Raw genomic sequence first — 19,249 nt, 5'->3', positions numbered from 1 at the left:
TTCAATATCAAAAGGGCTGCCACGTTGCAGTCCTTTTCTCATCTAACGGGCAGGATTGCTTAATCACTACACGAATACCTTAGATATGACGGATTTTACTATGTTCGCAAAAAAGACGTTATCTGAAAGATAAGCAATGATTATTATTTGAAGAGGTGATGATTAAATTGAAGCAAGGGATAATAGTTTTTCTAAATGGAACTTCAAGTTCCGGAAAGACTTCCATATCGACTAAACTATTAAACCAAAATGAAATCTCGTTTTATCATTTATCAATTGATGATTTTTTTAATGGATTGTTTCATGACTACATTGATTTCATTAACACCAAATATGCAGAAGATGAGCAAGGCCCAACCCATATAATTATTGAACCATTGATTACTTTGTTTTATTCAACAATTAAATTTATGTCGGTAATGGGGACGAATATCGTTGTAGATACAGTAAATGATACTGACGATCGATTTAATACATTTCTAGGTTTATTAATGGATCATCCTGTACTGCTTGTAGGAGTAACTTGCTCGAAAGAAGAGCTTATTAGGAGAGAAAAACTAAGGGGAGATAGAGAGATTGGTTTAGCAATCTCACAGTATGATAAAGTTTATTGCCTTAATGAGTATGACCTTGAACTAAATACTGAAACCTTGAGTCCAGATGAATGCGCCAATTTGATATTAAATTTTATTAGATCAAATCGTGAATATTCTGCTTTTAAGAAGCTAAATAAAAGAAGCAGTACGAGTTAGTAGTTCATTGAAGCCGTATCCTTCAGATAACACCATGTTTCATGCTTCGGGGCATTTGACAGAGTTCTCAGAGTTCATTACGCTAACGGGAAACAATAGTTGAATATGTAAGAGGCAGCCAGGTACATTGATTTTATGTTCCTAGCTGCCTCTTAATATTTTACAATTTAACTGTTAGCAAAAATTTAAGACGTTATTTTGATTGATCGAATATAACAGGAGAGTGACCAAGTGCTTAACTTTCGACACAAAATATCCGTCATCTTAGAGAGTTAACGAATTACGGTTCATCAATATATTCTTCTTCATTCGGAATGCTGTTCAAAAGGTTTTTATCTTTACTTTTCTGATCTTGCTCGGTGTCGCAGTTAACAATACACTTCATTATTTCTTCGGAGTTGTCTTGAATGTTAGTGTACTCAACCATAGATGTACCTCCTTTCATCGAAATTAGATTTTCCAATATCAAGAAAATATATTCGAGTAGTGATTTGGATGCAATTATTGAAGTAACGGGCAGAAACTAAAAATGGTACATTAAATTTAATAAATTATTGGATCTTTTACTTCACTAATTTTCAAACTAAAATAAAGATATAAGAAACTATTGAAGTGTCCTTTTATATATATGTAAGAGTTTAAGGGAGTTGATGTGATGAAGATATCTATAATTTGCTTTAACGATTTTACAGACCTTGATGTATTCCTACCATGGGACTTGCTAAACAGGGTGAGATTGGTAGGTGGCATTGCTGATTGGGAAGTAAAGATTCTTGGAACAGAAACATCACATGTTTCGACGGCAGGTCTTAAAATCCCCATGCATGGGATGATTGAGGAAGCAAATTCGTCTGATGCAGTTCTCTTTGGAAGTGGAAAAGGTGTCCAGCAGTTGTTTCAGGACCCTTCCTATCTTAGTCGGTTTAAACTTTCAGTAGACAAGCAATTAATTGGATCCATGTGCTCAGGAGCTTTGTTATTAGGGGCCATGGGGTTCTTAACTGGAAAACAGGCTACAACGTATCCGACTGTTGCAGATCAATTAGCTTCATTTGGAGTGGAAGTGGTCAATGAGAGCTTTGTAAACAACGGTAACATCAGCACAGCAGCTGGATGTCTCGCAGGACAGGATCTATCATCCTGGGTCATCAAAACATTAATAGGATCAGAAATGACCAATCGTGTCCTAGAGACGGTGCAACCTGTTGGTAAAGGGCTGAATATTTTTTAGCCACAATAAAAAAGTTGTGCCAAATTAGCTGCTGCTATATTTTTTTGTGCTAATGGCAATGCGGAGAAATCTTCAACTTTGAGCCGCTCCTCGCGATCTGTCATGCACGGCCGGACTGCTTTCACATGGCCCGCCAGTGACGGACGTCCGCTCTCGGGACTGTTTGGCAGAGCTCTCATTTCGACACGGCGCAATCGGCGTAAGCCTGTGGCGGAAAGTCCGCGCGCGCTGCGAGCTTGGCCAGCATCAACCCTCGATTTCGGCTCGAAGCTCATCTGCGGTCTGCATTGGTGCCTGCAGATGCGGATAATGGCCGAGACCAAGGAGAATCGTAAGCTTTAAATTATTACGCTCAGCGAACTCGACGCCCATTTCCTTCATGACGTAGCTATCCTTTTCGCCCCACACGACTTTCACGGGCACTTTAAGCTTCGTCATATTGGCTTCAAAATAATCCTGGTCGCGGGTGAAGTGAGAGTAGTAGTGATAGAACGCGTCGGCCGCAGTGATATCGCCGTCCCACCCTTTCGCTATATCATCCCTAAACTCCTGGGGCAACATGTAGCGCTCTTCTGTCGGATTGTCGCGGAAGAACGTGTTTGCCAGGATTTCATCTCGGGTCTGGTTCATCGCAGCACGCACGACATCGGACGAGGGCTTAGATTTCAGGGCCGCCAGGTTTTCCCACATGTACTGCGGCCGGTTGAACGGCGCAAAATCTCCGACGATGATCTTCCTCGCGATATGTGGCTGTTCCAGGGCGGCCAGCAACACCGGCAAAGCCCCAATATCGGTCGCGTAAATCACCAGCTTCGAGCTGTCGATACCGGAAGCGCGGATATATTGTTCCAGCACCTGGGCATAGTCTTTCGGTGCGTAGGAAAAGCGATCGGCGCTCGGACGTGAGGATTGTCCGTAACCGGGCCAGTCAAACGCATGAACCTCATAATCGCTGGACAGAGATTCGGCAATCGGCTTCCATGAATACATCGACTCTGGGAAGCCGTGTAGGAACAACACCGTAGCCTTTGGATGGACAGGACGATAGACAAAATGACGAAGCTTGATATCCGAATTGACCTGCAACTCGTCAATCTCCATCTTTGGCGACGGTGCTAGGTCCAATTTTGCGGCTCCTGCCGCCTTTGTGGTGTCTAGGTTCATAAGATTTTTCCGCCTTTACCTGCATAATCTCGTGCATAGATGCTGCTTTGTCCACGATCGATGCGATGCTCTGTAAAGTTAGTGTTCATTGTGTTGTTCCCATCCTTCTAGTTAATGTATTTAAATATGATGTTCTGTCTTTTATCAAAAAATACGGATATCGTAAAATGCTTGCTTTTGTCACACCTAATTGCCTAATTGCAACATATCCTTTTTCGCGAATCAGATTCATCGATTGGTCATGATATGGAATGGGGTTTTCCCGTTAATCATGATCATCACTTGTTCGAAAAATTGAGTCTTGAAGGTTTTCAATCCGGACTAAGCTGGCGTACGATCCTCGTAGAGAACTTCCGAGCGCAGCAGTCCATCATTTCGATTTCGAAAGGATTGCGCATTTTTCTCAGCGGGACGTCGATCGTTTACTCAAGAATGAAGGCATCGTCTGGCATCGCAGCAAAATTGAGGCTGTCATCAACAATGCACGGGAAGGATCGCTGTGTTGAACGCGCACGTATCGAATTCAAGCGACCAGGGCTCTGACAATTTGCAAACGATTAGGATTTTCGCTGAACTAACGATGGACTATAGTTCAAGCACAACACAACGGCAGCCGGTATACGATCGGCTGCCGTTGTCCGTTAAATTAACGGGCAGAATAGTGCAATTAATGATAATGCTTAAATTTCTTGACATCAAAGGCCTTTATAGTATTATTGAAATAATTGAATATATGGAACTTTCTTATCAAGAGCAGGTGGAGGGACTAGCCCGATGAAACCCGGCAACCGACAAACCTTTGTTAAACAAAGGAATGCACGGTGCTAATTCTTGCGGAAACGCTTTGCAAAGCGAATCTGGGAGATAAGAGTGAGGATATGACTTCGAATGCTAATGACCTTTCTCTTATTATAGAGAAGGTCATTTTTTGCTTTCATGTACGGAATGAACATTGAAATAGGAGGAACAGGACAATATGCAGATTATGATTCTTAACAATAATACGATCGAACAGAAAGTTGAGTATAACCCGAATATTCATTCCCTTCATGTTGCTTTGCATGATTTGAAAGGTTCGGCTAATTTACAGAACTGCAGGATTACCCGAATAGAATGTTTTCGATTTGATCATGAGTTTAGAGAAAAGTTGCAGCTTCGAGAAGAGACAGATATTTGCGGGTTAATTGCGATTTCCACAAATATTGGATTAGTTGGTTTCAGGAAATTTGAGATTTCAACTAAAAGCCTAACAGGAGATTTGACGAAGTGGGCAACACTTTTCCAGCGAATAAAAGGTCTGACCTTGGTTGAAAGCATCAGCTACCCTCGATTAAAACAAGACGCATGGGGTCCTGTTAGAGTGGAATTAATTGAATCGGCATTAATGGATATAGTCGATAAAATCAACCTGGGCTTAAATGACAAAGAGTCAGGAGATTGGGATCGAGCATACTTATTTAATCATGCGCAAGAATATGTCTCTTTTTAATAACGCGTTTCTTGACGAGTACATTAATGATGCCTTTAAACTAATGGGCAGTTTTGCTAAGTAAATATTTTCCGATTCAAGCTACACCAGGAAACTGACGTATGAATTTTATTGAAATGAGGAACTAAAATGTCTGGCATCCCCTCGTATAGGGACTTCGTAATTCCGTTCCTTCAATTACTAAATGATCGAGGACTCTACACTACAGATGCAATAATAAATAATTTAGTTATTTTGTTTGTTCTATCGGAGGAAGATACGAAAGAATTGGTTAAGTGCGGAAGACAATATGCATATAGAAATCGAATGATTAATGCAAGAACTTTCCTATTAAGAAATGAATATATTCAGTATGATGGAGAGAAAAATTTATTCATTACTGATAGAGGAAGTCAGTTCTTAATGAGTCAGACATTCAACTAACGGATAACTTTAGTTAAATTAGCACAGGAGAAGTATAGTTTAACGAAAGGAGCATTTGCTGTTGCGACTGCTCCTATTTGTATTATTCAGGTAAAAGGAATTCATCTGTAAATAAGATTTATTACAATTGATAACGATTATAAAATTACATTTTATTGTAACCTATTGCTTCACTCGAACGACTAAATAATTGAAGTTAAATTCAAAAGAAGGATAAGGAGGGGATGAATTGTTTGAAGAAAAAAAATTTGAATACACGATTCCCAATGTTATTGGACAGGAAAATTTGCAAATTACAATCTCGCATATATATCGACAATATCATAAAGATGTATACAAATTTCTTGCCTGTTTCACTGGAAATAAGAACGATGCAGAAGACTTAACACAAGAAGTATTTATTCGGGTTCTAAAATCAATTACACGATACGACCGACGCTCTAATTTCAAAACTTGGGTTTTATCAATTGCTAAGCATGTTGCAATAGACCACTATCGGAGAAAAAAGTTCTTCGTGTTGTTCACAGATGATTTTTTTAAGAAACTAATTACAAAAGAAGATTTACCGCATGTAGTAGTTGAAAAAAAGGAGACCTTGGAAATCATACATAACGAATTGTCTAAATTGAAACAGAACCATAAAGCAGTAATCATACTTAGAGCCATCAATGAAATGTCAATAAAGGAGACCGCTGAAATATTAGATTGCAGTGAATCTAAGGTAAAAGTAGATTATCATCGTGCTTTGAATACGCTTAAAAATAAAATATTTTCAGTGTTGGGGGGCAACGGATTTGATAAATGAAGAAACCATTATTGAAGCACTTAAAAGTTCTCCTAATGTTAATGCTAGTCCTGATTTCATAAATAAAACTGAAATTGAATTAATTCAGAGAGCGAAAGAGATGACCGAAAGGAGAAGTACTGTAAGGACGTTTTCTTTTGTTTGTTCTGCTATCATAACGCTTTTCCTTATTGTTTGGGTTAGTTTTTATAATGGTCAACAAGTAATTAGTAAAACTGTGAGTGGTGGACTATCTCTCTTCAAGGGAGACGATGTCACCGCATTTAAAAACAAGCCACTCATCTATATCCTCCATAGTCATAATCAAGAATCTTTTTTACCAGAAATACCCAATGAAAAGGATTTGGAAAAAGCTAACTCCAAAGATGTAAATATAACCCTTGTTGGAAAATACCTTTCGACCAAACTTAATGAATTTGGTATAGATACGCTTCAGGACCAAACAGACTACACGACAACAACAAATTTCAGTTATGCAGACTCTTACAAATATTCAAGACAAGTATTACTTAACACTTTAAAAACTAACAATGAAATACGTATGGTATTTGACATTCATAGAGATTCACTAAAACGCGAAAAAACAACAGTTAATATGAATAATAAAGAAATAGCCCGCATTCAGTTTGTAATTGCGAAATCTCACCCGAATTATTATAAAAACTTGGAATTCGCCAATAAAATTAATAATAAACTAGAAAATTTATATCCTGGATTGTCAAAAGGTGTTCTAACAAAAGAAGCACCAGATGGAAGTTTTTCATATAACCAAGACTTATCTCCAAACTCAGTGTTTATGGAGATTGGAGGTCCAGAAAATAGTCTTGAGGAGGAATATAGAGCTGTGGACTTTTTAGCAAAAGTACTTGCAGATTTATACAATGAAATGAAATAAGATTAAAGTAACGAGAAAAAGATAGTTAATAACATTTGAAGGGCTGCCACGTGGCAGCCCTTCACTCCGCTAACGGGCAGTTTAACGTGGTGCCCTGTCGTCGATCGTTGATATATTTACCTTGGATAGAGCATTATCTGCATGGTATAATTTTCTATTAGTAGAACAAGCATAAGGTTATTATTAGTGGAGGAAAATGGAACATTCAAACGATGACCAAAATAATATTATTGAAATTAAGAGAACCAAAAGAAATATGCTTAAATTTTTACTTTCAATTGGATTGCTGTTCATTGGTCTAATTGGTTATGGAATTTATTGGGCTTTCTTTGACATGAATCGGCTCCCGACGGGTGATTTAATTGAACAATCAAACTCTCCAAACGGAAAATATACAATTAATGCATACGTTTCTAGTGGGGGAGCAACTACTGCCTTTGCTGTAAGAGCAGAACTTGTTTTCAACAAAAGCTCTAAGAAGAAAAAGAATATTTATTGGAATTATAGAGAAAAGAATGCATCTATTGAATGGATTGACGATGATAATGTTAGAATTAACGGTCACGGTTTAAGATTGCCAGATGAGAAATATGATTTTAGGAGTGAGTGAATTTTCTACTTAAGGAATTCAGCTAACAGGGAGCTATAGCTTACATCAGAAGGGGCTGCCTGCTTCAACTATGGGGCAGTTTAGTTCCAATATGAGGTACTAAATGTTGCAACCTCTCGGAGGGTGCGCCCCGGCAGTTCATATAAAAGGTCAATTGCTTATGTACAATGGAACTTTTTCAGATAACTTTGATACATACGAAAAAAGCGGCGAGGGCATTCAATTGTATAAAGCTAAAGGAGTACCCGATGATATGCCAGCTCCTTGGATTTTTGTAAAAAAGGATAGTGGAAAGTCATTTCGGTATAGCTTTTCATCATCACCTTTTGGCATGTAGTAATGGATATAATATTGCTAATAGAACCTTCTGGTCACATTGTTACGCTAACGGAGAACGATAGTTAAGGGGCTTGCCACGCGGCAGCTCCTCTTTTGTTTATTAAAGTAACAGGCGGGATTATTCAATAAATGGGCTGAGCAATTTATAGGGATGATTTACAATTTTATGGTGAAATAGATTCTGGGGTGAACAATAATGTTTACAATCATATTTTATGGATTGGTTATTATTGGTGAAATTACGATGGTTTTTACGACTATTGTTGGAATTACTGTGAAACCCAAACTATGTTGGTTAACAGGTATTTTGTGGTATATTGCAAGCTTTTTAGGCAGTATGTCAATTGGGATATATCTGCTTGTTTTTCCTTTTACCTTATGGACGTTGGCATTTGCCCATACCTTTCGTTTGATTAGAAAACCTTCAAATACTGGATTCGTTATAGTTATTGGCATATTACTTTGGATTGTTAGTATTACAATTTTAGATGATTACTGGTTGTTTTTCCCTTTTGCTTGGCTTTTAGGATAAACAACTAACTATATCATAAGAGAAGTTAAGCTGCTGTCATTAAACTAACGGATAACTTGATTAAACCAAACTTTTTTTCAGCTTCATAGAAATTGAATGCGCGACCACAGTTTATGTGGATGAAGTGGGAGAGGTCTTGAAAAAGGCTTGGGCAAGACTTGAAAGGTTTTCTGATTCTCCTCAAGTTGCCTCTTTCCTAAGAAAGTTAGAAAAGCTTGAGGGTCTGGAAAAGCGACGTAGAAATCGACTGGACAAGTTGCTAACGATGGATTTCGATTCATTGGACATCGCCAACGTGCAGAACAAACATAGTGCTCCAGGTATATGTACGTTGTCGGGGGATAGCTTGTTCAAGCTATTTCGTTATACCGGCAATGCTTTCTATCTTAAAATGATCCGGGAGACGGCCCATAATCTCCCGCAATATTTGTCAAGAGAAGATCGGCCGATCTTGTCCTGGGACGAAACTCCAGTTCAGCTGCCAGCTGGCATGATGTGCGAACGGGTGAACATGAGGCGTGTATGTTCAATTGGATACTGGACTTGTTATGGCCATCGATCATGTGGAGGCGGTTAAGGTTTCCGATTCCCCCTTCCTCGTTCGCTTGTCAAATTCCACATCGTTTGAAGCAGAGGTCAAAGTGCTAGCGGAACACTCTAATAAGGTTTCTGAAACAAAGGAGTTAAGTGCCCGGCTCGAATGCCGGACAGTTTGCTTAAAACCTGGCGAGAATAAAGTTATATCTTTTACATGATACTGTAGGGTCAATAGGTGTGGCGAGTGGTGGGCGTCGATGGAAGAACTGTTTCACACCGATTAGTCGTCTTAAATTCATATTAGGTGCAAATTAATTTGTGTGAAAAACCAGTATAGCAATGTCTTTTTGCTGACTGGTTTTTTAATAATATATGACGTCATATATAAAGATATTTATGTCTATTAGAATAAATAGTGTCGATTTCGTTACAGGGTACAACTATATATTGTGTACTATTAATCCTTGTGGTACATTTATGACATACTAAATAAGGTTGGGGGGATGGAGATGCGAGTTGGTATTAGTGGTACAGGAAGAATTGGCAGGTTGTGTTTACGAAAAGCATTGACACTCAATCAGCAGAATTTCGAAGTGGTAGTGATCAACTCAACAAGTCCCATTCATGTGTTAGCCCATTTGTTGAAATATGATTCGGTTCATGGCACTTGGGAAGCGAAAATCGAAGTGTTACATGACAACCTAATTCGAATTAATGGGCAGCAAATACCTGTCATCTGCGAAAGAGAACCAGATTTACTGCCATGGGAGGATTATGGTGTTGACTTAGTCGTAGATGCAACAGGAAAGTTCAATCATCGGCAAGGAGCCGAACGACACTTATTTGGGGGAGCCAAGAAGGTTCTGATTACTGCACCGGGTACGAACATGGATTTGACTATTGTCATGGGAGTGAATGAAGACCGGTATGATCCCATGCAGCATCGCTTACTTTCCGCAGCCTCTTGTACGACCAACTGTATCGCACCTGTTCTTCGTGTTCTGGATGAATCTTTTCGTGTCGAGATGGGGTGGATGACAACGGTCCATGCGTACACGAATGATCAAAATCATATGGATAACCCGCATAAGGATCTTCGCCGTGCTAGGGCATGTACGAATTCTATTATTCCGACGTCTACTGGGGTTGGCAAAGCACTTATTGATGTTATTCCTCATCTCGCATCCCATATTCAAGGCGTCTCTGTACGTGTGCCGACGCAGGACGTTTCACTGCTCGATCTGCAAGTCGTAGTCGGCCGTAAAGTAGATGTCGACGAAGTGAAATTGGCCATAAAACAGGCGATTGCCGGACCAATTGGAACCTATGTTGACTACAATGAATTGCCGCTTGTTTCTACGGATTATATCGGCAATGAGAAGTCAGCCATTATTGACGGTCTAAGCATAATGACGCAGGAAAACCAAATCAAGCTGTTAGCTTGGTATGACAATGAATGGGGTTACGCAAATCGAGTCATTGATTTAATCTCTTATATGTCACATGCGGAAAGCACACATCTAAAGGGGGAAGCGAAATGTCTAATACAAACCAAGTAACATTGGCTGCCATTCGTCCGAATGATCTAGGCGTTATCATCTGTAAATCCTGTAATGAAGTGATTGCAACGCTACCAACGAACGGATATAAGAAATTTTATAGTTTGTGCAATAAATGTATAGATAAAAATAAGGAGGCGAACAAATGATGACCCAGAAACAAGTGGTACCCTTTCAAGACGGAAATGCTTCAATGAAAGCTTTACTTGGCGGAAAGGGAGCCAATCTTGCTGAGATGACACGGGCCGGCTTACCAGTACCTCCTGGCTTCACAATTACAACGGAGGCTTGCTTAAACTTTTTTAAGCTCGGCAATCAGATCTCAGAAGAACTGCTTGAACAAGTCGAAGCAGCTCTCCAGCAGCTAGAAATACAGAAGGGACAAACGTTCGGAGATGGAAGCAATCCGCTGCTTGTGTCCGTCCGTTCAGGTTCTGTAAGCTCGATGCCGGGGATGATGGACACCATTTTGAATCTCGGGCTCAATGATGTAACTGTTCAAGGATTGGCGACGCTTACAAGAAACGAAAAGTTCGCTTACGACTGCTATCGCCGTTTGATCCAGATGTTTGGAAACGTAGTGCTAGGTATCGAATCATACCATTTCGAACAGCTGTTGCACCGTTTGAAAGAGAAAGAAGGCGTGGATAACGATCAAGATGTAACTGCTGAAGGTTGGAAGTACCTTATCGTAAATTACAAAAAGTGTATTCTTAAGAAAACAGGCTTTGATTTCCCGCAGCATGTCTATGAGCAATTGCGCATGGCGGTAGAAGCTGTATTCAAGTCCTGGAACAATCAACGTGCTCAGATTTACCGCAAAATAAATCGAATTCCAGATGAACAGGGGACAGCGGTCAACATTCAGAGCATGGTATTTGGTAATATGGGCGGCAATTGCGGTACCGGCGTTGTCTTTACGAGAAATCCATCCACGGGTGAAGATACGTTTTTTGGTGAATACCTGATCAATGCTCAGGGGGAAGATGTTGTCGCAGGGATAAGAACGCCGCTAGCGATTGCTGCACTGAAACACGAAATGCCCGACATATATGAGCAATTGTTTAGTGCTTCCAAGCAGCTTGAGAAGCATTACAAAGATATGCAAGACATCGAATTTACGGTGGAAAATAATAAGCTTTACCTGCTGCAAACACGAAACGGTAAACGAAACGCACAAGCTGCGCTCAAGATCGCCGTCGATTTGGTCCATGAAGGTGTATTGACGAAACGAGAGGCCGTTGAGCGCATCGAAGTGTCGCACCTCGATCAGCTTTTGCATAGAGGTATCGACGAAGAATCCATAAAGGATGTGCTGGCAAAAGGTCTTCCTGCTTCACCGGGCGCAGCGGTTGGTCAGCTAGTATTTGACGCCGATACGGCAGCAGAGTGGAGCCGTGCCGGCAAGGCGGTCATACTTGCTAGAACCGAAACGACACCCGAAGATATTCATGGCGTGATCGCTTCAGAAGGCGTACTCACCAGCCGAGGCGGGATGACAAGCCATGCCGCTGTTGTTGCAAGGGGAATGGGTAAACCCTGCGTATGCGGTTGCGAAGACGTCCGAATTGCGCTGGATGAAAAGCGAATGATGGCAGGAAGTAGGATCGTTGAAGAAGGCGATTGGATTACACTGGATGGAGCAACTGGACGGGTTATAATTGGTGCTATCCCATTACACGAAGCCAGGATGACATATGAACTTCTCGTTATGCTGAAATGGGCAGATGAGATTCGCACCCTGAAGGTGTTCGCGAATGCGGATAATCCGTATGATGCGAAAATGGCGAGAGAATTAGGAGCAGAAGGGATTGGTTTATGCCGTACAGAGCATATGTTTTTCTCACCAGCTCGTCTGCCTGTTGTTCAACAAATGATCTTGGCAGAGGATAAAGAGGAACGCTTGAAGGCTCTTGCCCAGCTGCTCCCAATGCAGCAGTCTGATTTTGAAGGCATGTTCGAGGAAATGGATGGCCTCCCAGTGACGATCCGGCTACTCGATCCTCCACTGCATGAGTTTCTGCCTAACCTGGAAGAGCTGCAAAAAAGACATGCGCAACTAACGTATGATCAAGGGAGCTCAGACGAGGAAAAAGATGAGGTTGCACACCTTCTCCGCAAAGTGCAAGCTCTCCACGAGACGAATCCTATGCTAGGACAGCGAGGCTGCAGACTGGGGATTGTATATCCGGAAATTTATGATATGCAGATTGAGGCTATCTTCCGTGCAGCATCACGCTGTATCGACAAAGGTATCCAAGTGATTCCGGAAATCATGATTCCACTCGTTGGTCATGCCAATGAACTGAAAATCATGAGGGATCTTGTTGAATTCGTTGCTCAGCAGGTGCTGGGAATAGACAAACTGCGAGGGTGTACTTACAAGGTTGGGACCATGATCGAAGTACCACGTGCAGCCCTAACGGCGCGCCAGATCGTGGCTCATGCCGATTTCTTCTCTTTTGGCACTAATGACTTAACGCAAATGACATTCGGATACAGCCGTGACGATGCGGAAGGGAAATTTCTAACGCATTATGTCGAGCAGAAGCTTCTGCCGCATAATCCGTTTCAGGTGCTCGACACGGAAGGCGTCGGACAATTGATTGACATCGCCGTAAATATGGGACGCATCGTTAAGCCTTCATTAAAAACAGGCATTTGTGGGGAACATGGCGGAGATAAAGAGTCAATATTCTTTTGTCACTTAACTGGATTGGATTATGTTAGTTGCTCCCCTTACCGAATTCCTTTGGCACGAATAGCCGCAGCACAAGCATTTATTCTACACGGCGTTCCTGGAGAAAGAAAGGTAGCTATAGCGAATTAGGAGGAATCACGGGTGGAAGAGAAAGTACGCACCATATTCGTTTGTTCAGACTCGGTTGGAGAAACGGCAAATACAGTCGTTCAAGCGACGATTCGTCAGTTTAACGCTAGTCAAGTTCATGTAAGACGTTTCGGGACCATGCGTACGGAGCATGAAATTCAATTGATGATGGAAGAAGCTTCAAGGGTTAGCGGTTTTGTCGTCTATACACTCGTTCTTCCAGAACTAAGAGAGATGATGCGACAAGAAGCCATTCGTTTAAACGTGACTAGCATAGATGTCTTGGGTCCTGTTATGCAAGCATTCATTGATAATTTTAAAGATTCTCCTAAAAAGCAAGCGGGCTTGCTGCACCTGATGGATGAAGATTATTATAAGCGGGTTGAAGCCATTGAATTTGCAGTTAAATGCGATGACGGAAAAGACACTAGTGCTTTTAAACAAGCAGATATTGTTCTTCTTGGAATATCGAGGACATCGAAAACACCGTTAAGTATTTATCTTGCTCACAAAGGGTATAAAGTGGCCAATTATCCGTTAGTACCGGAAGTAAAGCCGCCGAAAGACTTGTTTACGCTGAACAAAAGCAAATTGATCGGCTTGACGATGAGCGCAGCTCAGCTCGTTAAGATCCGTACGGAACGGCTCAAAACGTTAGGGCTGCCATTTGGCGCTAAGTATTCGGCAATTGAAAGAGTGGCGGAAGAGCTGGAATATGCTTACGGCTTGTTTAAGCAGCTTGGATGTACCGTGATCGATGTCACGGAAAAAGCCATTGAGGAAACGGCAGGCATCATCTTGGATGCCATGTAATTATAGCAAAAGCAAATGCGACGGCATACTTAATGATCCAATTATATAGTAAAAGGATAGCCCTTATGAATGTTACGGAGCTATCCTTTTTTTAATGCTCTTAAATAGTTGCTTTGCATATATCCACTCAAACTGAAAAGTCAAACAGGTATTGGATAAAATAACCTGTAAGACTGGGGGGATTGCAATGGAAAAGATCACTGATATCCAAATGGGGCAAGGTTTAGAGAATGATTTGCAGCAGATTCAAGCTATATGCACCATGCAAGACTTCCAGGTCAGAAAACTGTAACACGTGTATGGCTGCTACATCGATTCTTTGGTATCCAGAGAAGAAATTGACACATCGGCTGCAGACAAATCTGGTAGCACCCGAATGCAGTATGGTAATTTTATTCCGCTTAAAACAATTTCCGGTGCCGTTCTAATGTCCGGCGACACAAACATGAGTGCTTTTAGATCCCCGCCAATAGGGGATTTTTTATTTCAAAGCACCTATGTTTGTGTCGCGAGGTCACGACATAAACATAGGTGCTTAATCGTTTTGCGACACAAACATATGCGCATAATCGCGGTGATATTAAAGGTTGGATTTGTAATGGATTATTCACACGGCCATTAAGCTAAAGGGCAGGATAGTTGACTAAGGAAGCAGAATACTTTCTAATCAGAATCCAGATGTAATGTACGATTAACTAGGGTCTGATAAGATAATGATCACAATTTCATCCAGATGGTAAAATTAGTGAAAGCAATTAATTGAGGTGAAACTAATGATGGAGATATTAGTAATTCGACATGGAGAATCAGAGGATGAGAAAGTAAATGTACTTGAACCGTTAACAAGCTTAGGAATTGAGCAAAGCAAAAAAATGTCTGCACGTGTTTCAAAAGAATTTCCACCAGAGTTTATTTGGTCAAGTACACTTCAACGTGCAAGGCAAACGGCGGATATTTTAGCGAGTATCGTTGATTGTGAAGTGAGATATCTTGATAATCTATGCGAGCAGGAAGTTGATGAAAGCGACATAAAATTTTATGAGCGAATCAAACAAATCTTTTCTTACATAAAAGAGAATAGCAGCCAATATAAAAGAGTTGCCATTGTATCTCACGGAGGAACTATTACGAAACTCATTGAAAATTTCCTCCAGTTACCTTCAAATAATAATGTCTGGTTCCATACCAACAACACCGGGATTCATTTCTTACACTATCATCCCAAAGCAGATATTTTAAAATTTTCAAATAGCACTTGTCATTTAAACTAACGTAGGAACGATAGTACACTAACAAACGGGGAGCAGCTTACCACAGCAGCTCCCTGTTTTCATTAATGTAACGGGCAGGTTAGCTTGGCAAGAACTGATGTACACATTTACAAACAAAAGAACATATGTTCTAACTGTTGTAGTGGTGTTTCTTTGAAATTGGAGGGTTCTTAACATGACTCAAAATGGGATTGTACTAGTTGTAAGTGTTTCGATAATATGTGAAGAAAAAGTACTTATGGTCAAAGAAAACAAAGCATCGGTTAAAAATAAGTGGAACTTTCCTTCTGGAAGAATTGAGTATGGCGAAGATATTCTAGATGCGGCTCGTAGAGAAACAAAAGAAGAAACAGGATATGATGTTAGACTTACGGGTACAACAGGCATTTATAATTTTATTAGCAGTTCAAATCATCAAGTTATTTTGTTTCATTTTCTTGGTGAAATAATCGGGGGCTCCCTTCAATTAGATTTAAGTGAAATAATTGATTCTAAGTGGATAACACCCTTGGAGTTGTTAGTTCCAAATTCAATTGAGCTACGTGATAAAGAAGTAATTAAACAGATTGCAGAAAACCTTATGACTGAAGGAAAAGAGCACTCATTAACATTATTCAATAGCTATTTGGAAAGCAGTCTTTAAGCTAAAGGGTAACGATAGCTCTGTCGCGTGATTGATTGGCAACTTTATAGTTTGGAGGATATTAATTGAGAAAGATTAAAACATGGTGGATAGTGATAACAGTTATTTTACTAATTCCAGTCATATCATCAATTAGCTCTCAAATGAAAATAGATGCTTTGGAAGAAGATTTAAAAAACTATCTCATTTATGAGAAAAATTATAAAGAAACCGATATCGCCAGTATTAAAGGTAAGAAAAGTAAGATGCCGAAGTATGTGATGTTTGTAGTTTTTACTGATGAGCCAGGTATAACTTACGAGTATACTGATAGAGGTATTGGCAAATGGGTTCAATTAAATAGTTTTCCATCTGTCTCAAAGCATTTAGAAAAGTAACCTTTAATACAACTATCGGTCGTTAATCTAACTGGGAACTATAGCGTAATAATCAGGGGGTAAATCGCCTCGCGGCAGATGCTCCCTTTTTCGTTAAACTAATGGGCAGGATAGTTTAATGGTAAAATGTTGGTAAAAGAACCTTATGGAGGTATTGAAATGCGAATGTACGCCCTTCTTAGAGAACCAGTTGATAACATTAGGAAGGTAATGATTTACGACTCAGAGAATGGCGTTTATGCTTTTTTGTATGATACACAAGAGAATAAGAGCGGAATCGCGGACTTATGGTTTGAAACACTTGATGAAGCTATGGTTTATTGTAATCAGGAACTCAAGGTAATTGAGGAACAGTGGATTGTGATATACGACCCAAAAGAAGGGGAACAACACGATATTATTTACTAAACTAACGGTGAACGAGAGTTCAATAATAGTAGAGATGGCAGCTGACCTTTATGGTACGGCTGCTTTTTCTCAATTAACGGGCAGTAGAGCGTGGTGAAACGACGATTTATCATCGCTCCCTTTGTGATACGGATCTCTGTAACGGGCCTTACGGTGAAAATACTTATGGTTTTTGTATACATATATTCATATAATAATAGTGTCGGTTTTTGCCATTATGTGTTGTATATAATATACAGAGTTCGATTTCGTGGCATGAATTTGATAATTGAAATAATAAAATATCAGGGGTGTGTCATGATTCAACAAAGAAGTGTTGGCTTAGCAATCGTTCTATCAATTATCACATGCGGTATCTACGGTATCTATTGGTTCATTGTTATGACGAATGATACTGGTAAATTGAGTGGAGACTCCTCATTTACAGGTGGAAAGCACTTTCTCCTATCATTAATCACTTGTGGTATTTGGAGTTTCGTCTGGGCTTATCAAATTGGTAAACAAGTCGCAGAAGCACAGCGTCAACGCGGTGCGCTCGTATCCGATAATTCAGCTATTTACCTTATACTTACAATCTTCGGATTGGGGATCGTAACCTATGCATTGGTTCAATCGGATATCAATAAACTTGCATAAGTTTAAGATGATTACACAGAGCAACTCCAAACTTGTTTGGGGTTCCTCGCTTTTCGTTGGTGGGCTATTGTATCTAGAAGTATGGTTACCGATAACAAAAATCGGTATTCCTTGTTTTTTTCACGCGTTAACAGGGTTCTATTGTCCAGGATGCGGAATAACGAGGGCTGCTTTTTCCTTGTTTCAGTTAGACTTCCTTCAGGCTTATAGGTATAATCCCTTGTTGTTGTTCATTCTCCCTTTATATGTAACTTACACATTGGCAAATAAGAAACAAATGCGGCATACAAGCAATCTAATTATGGCCGTAATGATATCATTGACCACTACATTTGGAGTATTGAGGAATATTCCAGCTTTTAATTGGTTAGCTCCACCCCCAGTTTAATTGTCAATTTGATTATACTGACTCAATCTTACTGATGGATAGTACTAATTCATAATAGTACACGAAAAGGCAACCGACTACACCGGTTGCCTTTTCCAGCCTAACGGGCAGAATAGTTCCAATATCAATAAATGGATGATAAAGTAATAGGGGATTCTGCAATTAATGCGGTATTGGGGTGTGTGTTATATGGATCAATTCCATAAGTATCTTCCAAAAAATAAAAGCGATATAGAAAGTATTGAAGCACTGATTCAGTTAGATGAGGAAGCAGTTATCACCTTGATACCAGAATTGTTGATATGGTTACAAGACATGAATTGGCCTGTGGCCTCAGAAATCGTTAGCACACTACTCAAATACTCGGAGAAGACTATCCCACAAATCAAAGTTATTTTGACACAAAGGGATACTATTTGGATATACAACATTCTACAAGAACTTGTAATTAAATGGGAAACGAGACTTGTCTCTCAATTATATTTAAGTTTAAGTGAAGTTGCACAAACGATGGATCCTTTTGAAGATACGGATATACTAGCTATTCAGATCTTGTGGAAACATCATTTGATTGACATCGAAATTGCCCGAGCATTATTGAAACAAAAGCTAATCGATACTGAGAATGGACTCAATAAATTTAATACAGAACAAAAAGCAGTATTTATAGAACTTGATCAAGAAAAATCGTACATCTTAAAGACAGACGTAAGTAAAATTGTAGACTATGTAAAAATGAACAACGAGATCTTAAACCAGAAAAAACAGTTTGAAAATTCACTTCGCCGATATGAGGATATTCAGGAAGCGATTTGGAGCATATCGAAGGGTAATTAAACCTCTTGAATGCTACTTTATCGATCGGAGTCTTATTACGCTAACTGGGAACATTACGCTAACAGGAGACGATAGTTAAGGGACTTGCCACGCGGCAGCTCCTCTTTTTTTTATTAAAGTGACAGGCGTTATTATTCAGTAAATGGGCTGAGAAACTAATAGGGATAATTTACAATTTTATGGTAAAATTGATTTGGGGTGAACAATTATGTTTACAATCATATTTTATGGATTGGTTATTCTTGGAGTAATTACGATCGCTTTTACGACTATTGTTGGAATTACTGTGAAACCCAAACTATGTTGGTTAGCAGGTATTTTGTGGTATATTGCAAGCTTTTTAGGCAGTATGTCAATTGGGCTATATCTGCTTGTTTTTCCTTTCACCTTATGGACGTTGGCATTTGCCCATACCTTTCGTTTGATTAAAAAACCTTCAAATACTGGATTTGTTATAGTTATTGGTATATTACTTTGGATTTTTAGTATTACAACTTTTGATGATTACTGGTTATTTTTCCCTTTTTCTTGGCTTCTAGGATAAACATCTATCATAAGAAAAGTTAAGCTGCTTTCATTCAACTAACGAGTAACGATAGTTGAGGGGATAGCTACGCTGTAGCTCCTCTTTTAGTTATTCAAGTAAGGGGTAGGATAGTTAGTGTTTATAGTTTTTTCCTATAAATATTATTATATCTATATATTTCAGT

At 39.7% G+C, this 19,249-nt stretch carries 25 protein-coding genes and 1 riboswitch; of the genes, 23 read left to right on the top strand and 2 right to left on the bottom strand.

Annotated features, from left to right (window positions below):
• Positions 1-167 precede the first annotated feature (167 nt).
• The gene (locus tag AC58QG_RS02925) at positions 168-752 is read left to right on the top strand and encodes a chloramphenicol phosphotransferase CPT family protein (RefSeq protein WP_497362766.1); all 585 of its coding nucleotides are present in this window, start codon (positions 168-170) and stop codon (positions 750-752) included.
• A 280-nt stretch (positions 753-1,032) separates the two neighbouring features.
• Here AC58QG_RS02925 and AC58QG_RS02920 read toward each other — a convergent pair whose 3' ends face one another.
• Entirely contained in the window at positions 1,033-1,179 is a 147-nt protein-coding gene (locus AC58QG_RS02920; protein WP_497360597.1) for a hypothetical protein, read from the bottom strand.
• Positions 1,180-1,407: 228 nt separating this feature from the next.
• Between AC58QG_RS02920 and AC58QG_RS02915 the strand changes: the two genes are divergently transcribed.
• Entirely contained in the window at positions 1,408-1,983 is a 576-nt protein-coding gene (locus AC58QG_RS02915; protein WP_497360595.1) for a DJ-1/PfpI family protein, read from the top strand.
• A gap of 246 nt (positions 1,984-2,229) precedes the next feature.
• On the opposite strand, the gene AC58QG_RS02910 is transcribed toward AC58QG_RS02915, so the two are convergent.
• Positions 2,230-3,147 carry an alpha/beta fold hydrolase gene (locus AC58QG_RS02910; RefSeq protein ID WP_497360593.1) on the bottom strand — a complete coding sequence of 306 codons (918 nt, stop codon included), beginning with the start codon at positions 3,145-3,147 and terminating at the stop codon, positions 2,230-2,232.
• 282 nt (positions 3,148-3,429) lie between these two features.
• On the opposite strand from AC58QG_RS02910, the gene AC58QG_RS02905 reads away from it, so the two are divergent.
• The 21 genes from AC58QG_RS02905 to AC58QG_RS02805 all read left to right on the top strand — a co-directional run bounded on the left by AC58QG_RS02905 (position 3,430) and on the right by AC58QG_RS02805 (position 19,083).
• Complete coding sequence (locus AC58QG_RS02905; protein ID WP_497360591.1) at positions 3,430-3,690, top strand: hypothetical protein; 261 nt, start codon at positions 3,430-3,432, stop codon at positions 3,688-3,690.
• A 198-nt stretch (positions 3,691-3,888) separates the two neighbouring features.
• A riboswitch (SAM riboswitch) is annotated at positions 3,889-4,018 on the top strand.
• A gap of 105 nt (positions 4,019-4,123) precedes the next feature.
• Complete coding sequence (locus tag AC58QG_RS02900; RefSeq protein WP_497360589.1) at positions 4,124-4,636, top strand: hypothetical protein; 513 nt, start codon at positions 4,124-4,126, stop codon at positions 4,634-4,636.
• A gap of 129 nt (positions 4,637-4,765) precedes the next feature.
• A complete protein-coding gene (locus tag AC58QG_RS02895; RefSeq protein WP_497360587.1) occupies positions 4,766-5,059 on the top strand; it encodes a winged helix-turn-helix domain-containing protein in 294 nt (97 codons plus the stop codon).
• Positions 5,060-5,288: 229 nt separating this feature from the next.
• Positions 5,289-5,864 carry an RNA polymerase sigma factor gene (locus AC58QG_RS02890; protein ID WP_497360585.1) on the top strand — a complete coding sequence of 192 codons (576 nt, stop codon included), beginning with the start codon at positions 5,289-5,291 and terminating at the stop codon, positions 5,862-5,864.
• A complete protein-coding gene (gene spoIIP / locus AC58QG_RS02885; protein WP_497360583.1) occupies positions 5,854-6,759 on the top strand; it encodes a stage II sporulation protein P in 906 nt (301 codons plus the stop codon). Before AC58QG_RS02890 ends, spoIIP begins: the two co-directional genes overlap by 11 nt.
• 196 nt (positions 6,760-6,955) lie before the next feature.
• Positions 6,956-7,369 (top strand): DUF5412 domain-containing protein, encoded by a 414-nt coding sequence (locus AC58QG_RS02880; RefSeq protein WP_497360581.1) that lies wholly within the window; start codon positions 6,956-6,958, stop codon positions 7,367-7,369.
• A gap of 103 nt (positions 7,370-7,472) precedes the next feature.
• A complete protein-coding gene (locus AC58QG_RS02875; protein ID WP_497360579.1) occupies positions 7,473-7,706 on the top strand; it encodes a hypothetical protein in 234 nt (77 codons plus the stop codon).
• A gap of 198 nt (positions 7,707-7,904) precedes the next feature.
• A complete protein-coding gene (locus tag AC58QG_RS02870; protein ID WP_497360577.1) occupies positions 7,905-8,240 on the top strand; it encodes a hypothetical protein in 336 nt (111 codons plus the stop codon).
• A 265-nt stretch (positions 8,241-8,505) separates the two neighbouring features.
• Positions 8,506-8,817, top strand: coding sequence for a hypothetical protein (locus AC58QG_RS02865; RefSeq protein ID WP_497360575.1), 312 nt, complete (start codon positions 8,506-8,508; stop codon positions 8,815-8,817).
• Positions 8,818-9,280: 463 nt separating this feature from the next.
• Entirely contained in the window at positions 9,281-10,336 is a 1,056-nt protein-coding gene (gene gap, locus AC58QG_RS02860; protein ID WP_497360573.1) for a type I glyceraldehyde-3-phosphate dehydrogenase, read from the top strand.
• Positions 10,315-10,485 carry a hypothetical protein gene (locus AC58QG_RS02855; protein ID WP_497360571.1) on the top strand — a complete coding sequence of 57 codons (171 nt, stop codon included), beginning with the start codon at positions 10,315-10,317 and terminating at the stop codon, positions 10,483-10,485. The genes gap and AC58QG_RS02855 overlap by 22 nt, the downstream gene beginning before the upstream one ends.
• Positions 10,485-13,166 carry a pyruvate, phosphate dikinase gene (gene ppdK / locus AC58QG_RS02850; RefSeq protein WP_497362765.1) on the top strand — a complete coding sequence of 894 codons (2,682 nt, stop codon included), beginning with the start codon at positions 10,485-10,487 and terminating at the stop codon, positions 13,164-13,166. Before AC58QG_RS02855 ends, ppdK begins: the two co-directional genes overlap by 1 nt.
• A gap of 12 nt (positions 13,167-13,178) precedes the next feature.
• On the top strand, positions 13,179-13,979 hold the full coding sequence (locus tag AC58QG_RS02845; RefSeq protein ID WP_497360569.1) for a pyruvate, water dikinase regulatory protein: 801 nt from the start codon (positions 13,179-13,181) through the stop codon (positions 13,977-13,979).
• 773 nt (positions 13,980-14,752) lie between these two features.
• A complete protein-coding gene (locus AC58QG_RS02840; protein WP_497273087.1) occupies positions 14,753-15,250 on the top strand; it encodes a phosphoglycerate mutase family protein in 498 nt (165 codons plus the stop codon).
• Positions 15,251-15,425: 175 nt separating this feature from the next.
• Positions 15,426-15,893, top strand: a complete 468-nt coding sequence (locus AC58QG_RS02835; RefSeq protein ID WP_497360567.1) for an NUDIX hydrolase — start codon at positions 15,426-15,428, stop codon at positions 15,891-15,893.
• A 65-nt stretch (positions 15,894-15,958) separates the two neighbouring features.
• Positions 15,959-16,270, top strand: a complete 312-nt coding sequence (locus AC58QG_RS02830) for a DUF3139 domain-containing protein (protein WP_497360565.1) — start codon at positions 15,959-15,961, stop codon at positions 16,268-16,270.
• A 159-nt stretch (positions 16,271-16,429) separates the two neighbouring features.
• A complete protein-coding gene (locus tag AC58QG_RS02825) occupies positions 16,430-16,678 on the top strand; it encodes a hypothetical protein (protein ID WP_497360563.1) in 249 nt (82 codons plus the stop codon).
• A 297-nt stretch (positions 16,679-16,975) separates the two neighbouring features.
• The gene (locus AC58QG_RS02820; RefSeq protein ID WP_497360561.1) at positions 16,976-17,314 is read left to right on the top strand and encodes a DUF4234 domain-containing protein; all 339 of its coding nucleotides are present in this window, start codon (positions 16,976-16,978) and stop codon (positions 17,312-17,314) included.
• A complete protein-coding gene (locus AC58QG_RS02815; protein ID WP_497360559.1) occupies positions 17,277-17,702 on the top strand; it encodes a DUF2752 domain-containing protein in 426 nt (141 codons plus the stop codon). Before AC58QG_RS02820 ends, AC58QG_RS02815 begins: the two co-directional genes overlap by 38 nt.
• A 189-nt stretch (positions 17,703-17,891) precedes the next feature.
• Positions 17,892-18,539, top strand: a complete 648-nt coding sequence (locus AC58QG_RS02810) for a DUF5071 domain-containing protein (RefSeq protein ID WP_497360557.1) — start codon at positions 17,892-17,894, stop codon at positions 18,537-18,539.
• A 208-nt stretch (positions 18,540-18,747) separates the two neighbouring features.
• Positions 18,748-19,083 (top strand): hypothetical protein, encoded by a 336-nt coding sequence (locus AC58QG_RS02805; RefSeq protein WP_497360555.1) that lies wholly within the window; start codon positions 18,748-18,750, stop codon positions 19,081-19,083.
• Positions 19,084-19,249 lie beyond the last annotated feature (166 nt).

The sequence above is a fragment of the Paenibacillus sp. J22P169 genome (assembly GCF_059691995.1).
Note: the sequence above shows the minus strand (reverse complement) of the source record. Positions and strands in the feature narration are given on the sequence as shown.

Coding starts and splice junctions, on each gene's coding strand:
- AC58QG_RS02920 (WP_497360597.1), bottom strand. CDS start 1,179: ATGGTTGAGTACACTAACATTCAAGACAACTCCGAAGAAATAATGAAG.
- AC58QG_RS02915 (WP_497360595.1), top strand. CDS start 1,408: ATGAAGATATCTATAATTTGCTTTAACGATTTTACAGACCTTGATGTA.
- AC58QG_RS02910 (WP_497360593.1), bottom strand. CDS start 3,147: ATGAACCTAGACACCACAAAGGCGGCAGGAGCCGCAAAATTGGACCTA.
- AC58QG_RS02900 (WP_497360589.1), top strand. CDS start 4,124: ATGCAGATTATGATTCTTAACAATAATACGATCGAACAGAAAGTTGAG.
- AC58QG_RS02895 (WP_497360587.1), top strand. CDS start 4,766: ATGTCTGGCATCCCCTCGTATAGGGACTTCGTAATTCCGTTCCTTCAA.
- AC58QG_RS02880 (WP_497360581.1), top strand. CDS start 6,956: ATGGAACATTCAAACGATGACCAAAATAATATTATTGAAATTAAGAGA.
- AC58QG_RS02875 (WP_497360579.1), top strand. CDS start 7,473: ATGTTGCAACCTCTCGGAGGGTGCGCCCCGGCAGTTCATATAAAAGGT.
- AC58QG_RS02870 (WP_497360577.1), top strand. CDS start 7,905: ATGTTTACAATCATATTTTATGGATTGGTTATTATTGGTGAAATTACG.
- AC58QG_RS02865 (WP_497360575.1), top strand. CDS start 8,506: ATGGATTTCGATTCATTGGACATCGCCAACGTGCAGAACAAACATAGT.
- gap (WP_497360573.1), top strand. CDS start 9,281: ATGGAGATGCGAGTTGGTATTAGTGGTACAGGAAGAATTGGCAGGTTG.
- AC58QG_RS02855 (WP_497360571.1), top strand. CDS start 10,315: ATGTCTAATACAAACCAAGTAACATTGGCTGCCATTCGTCCGAATGAT.
- ppdK (WP_497362765.1), top strand. CDS start 10,485: ATGACCCAGAAACAAGTGGTACCCTTTCAAGACGGAAATGCTTCAATG.
- AC58QG_RS02840 (WP_497273087.1), top strand. CDS start 14,753: ATGATGGAGATATTAGTAATTCGACATGGAGAATCAGAGGATGAGAAA.
- AC58QG_RS02835 (WP_497360567.1), top strand. CDS start 15,426: ATGACTCAAAATGGGATTGTACTAGTTGTAAGTGTTTCGATAATATGT.
- AC58QG_RS02825 (WP_497360563.1), top strand. CDS start 16,430: ATGCGAATGTACGCCCTTCTTAGAGAACCAGTTGATAACATTAGGAAG.
- AC58QG_RS02820 (WP_497360561.1), top strand. CDS start 16,976: ATGATTCAACAAAGAAGTGTTGGCTTAGCAATCGTTCTATCAATTATC.
- AC58QG_RS02815 (WP_497360559.1), top strand. CDS start 17,277: ATGCATTGGTTCAATCGGATATCAATAAACTTGCATAAGTTTAAGATG.
- AC58QG_RS02810 (WP_497360557.1), top strand. CDS start 17,892: ATGGATCAATTCCATAAGTATCTTCCAAAAAATAAAAGCGATATAGAA.
- AC58QG_RS02805 (WP_497360555.1), top strand. CDS start 18,748: ATGTTTACAATCATATTTTATGGATTGGTTATTCTTGGAGTAATTACG.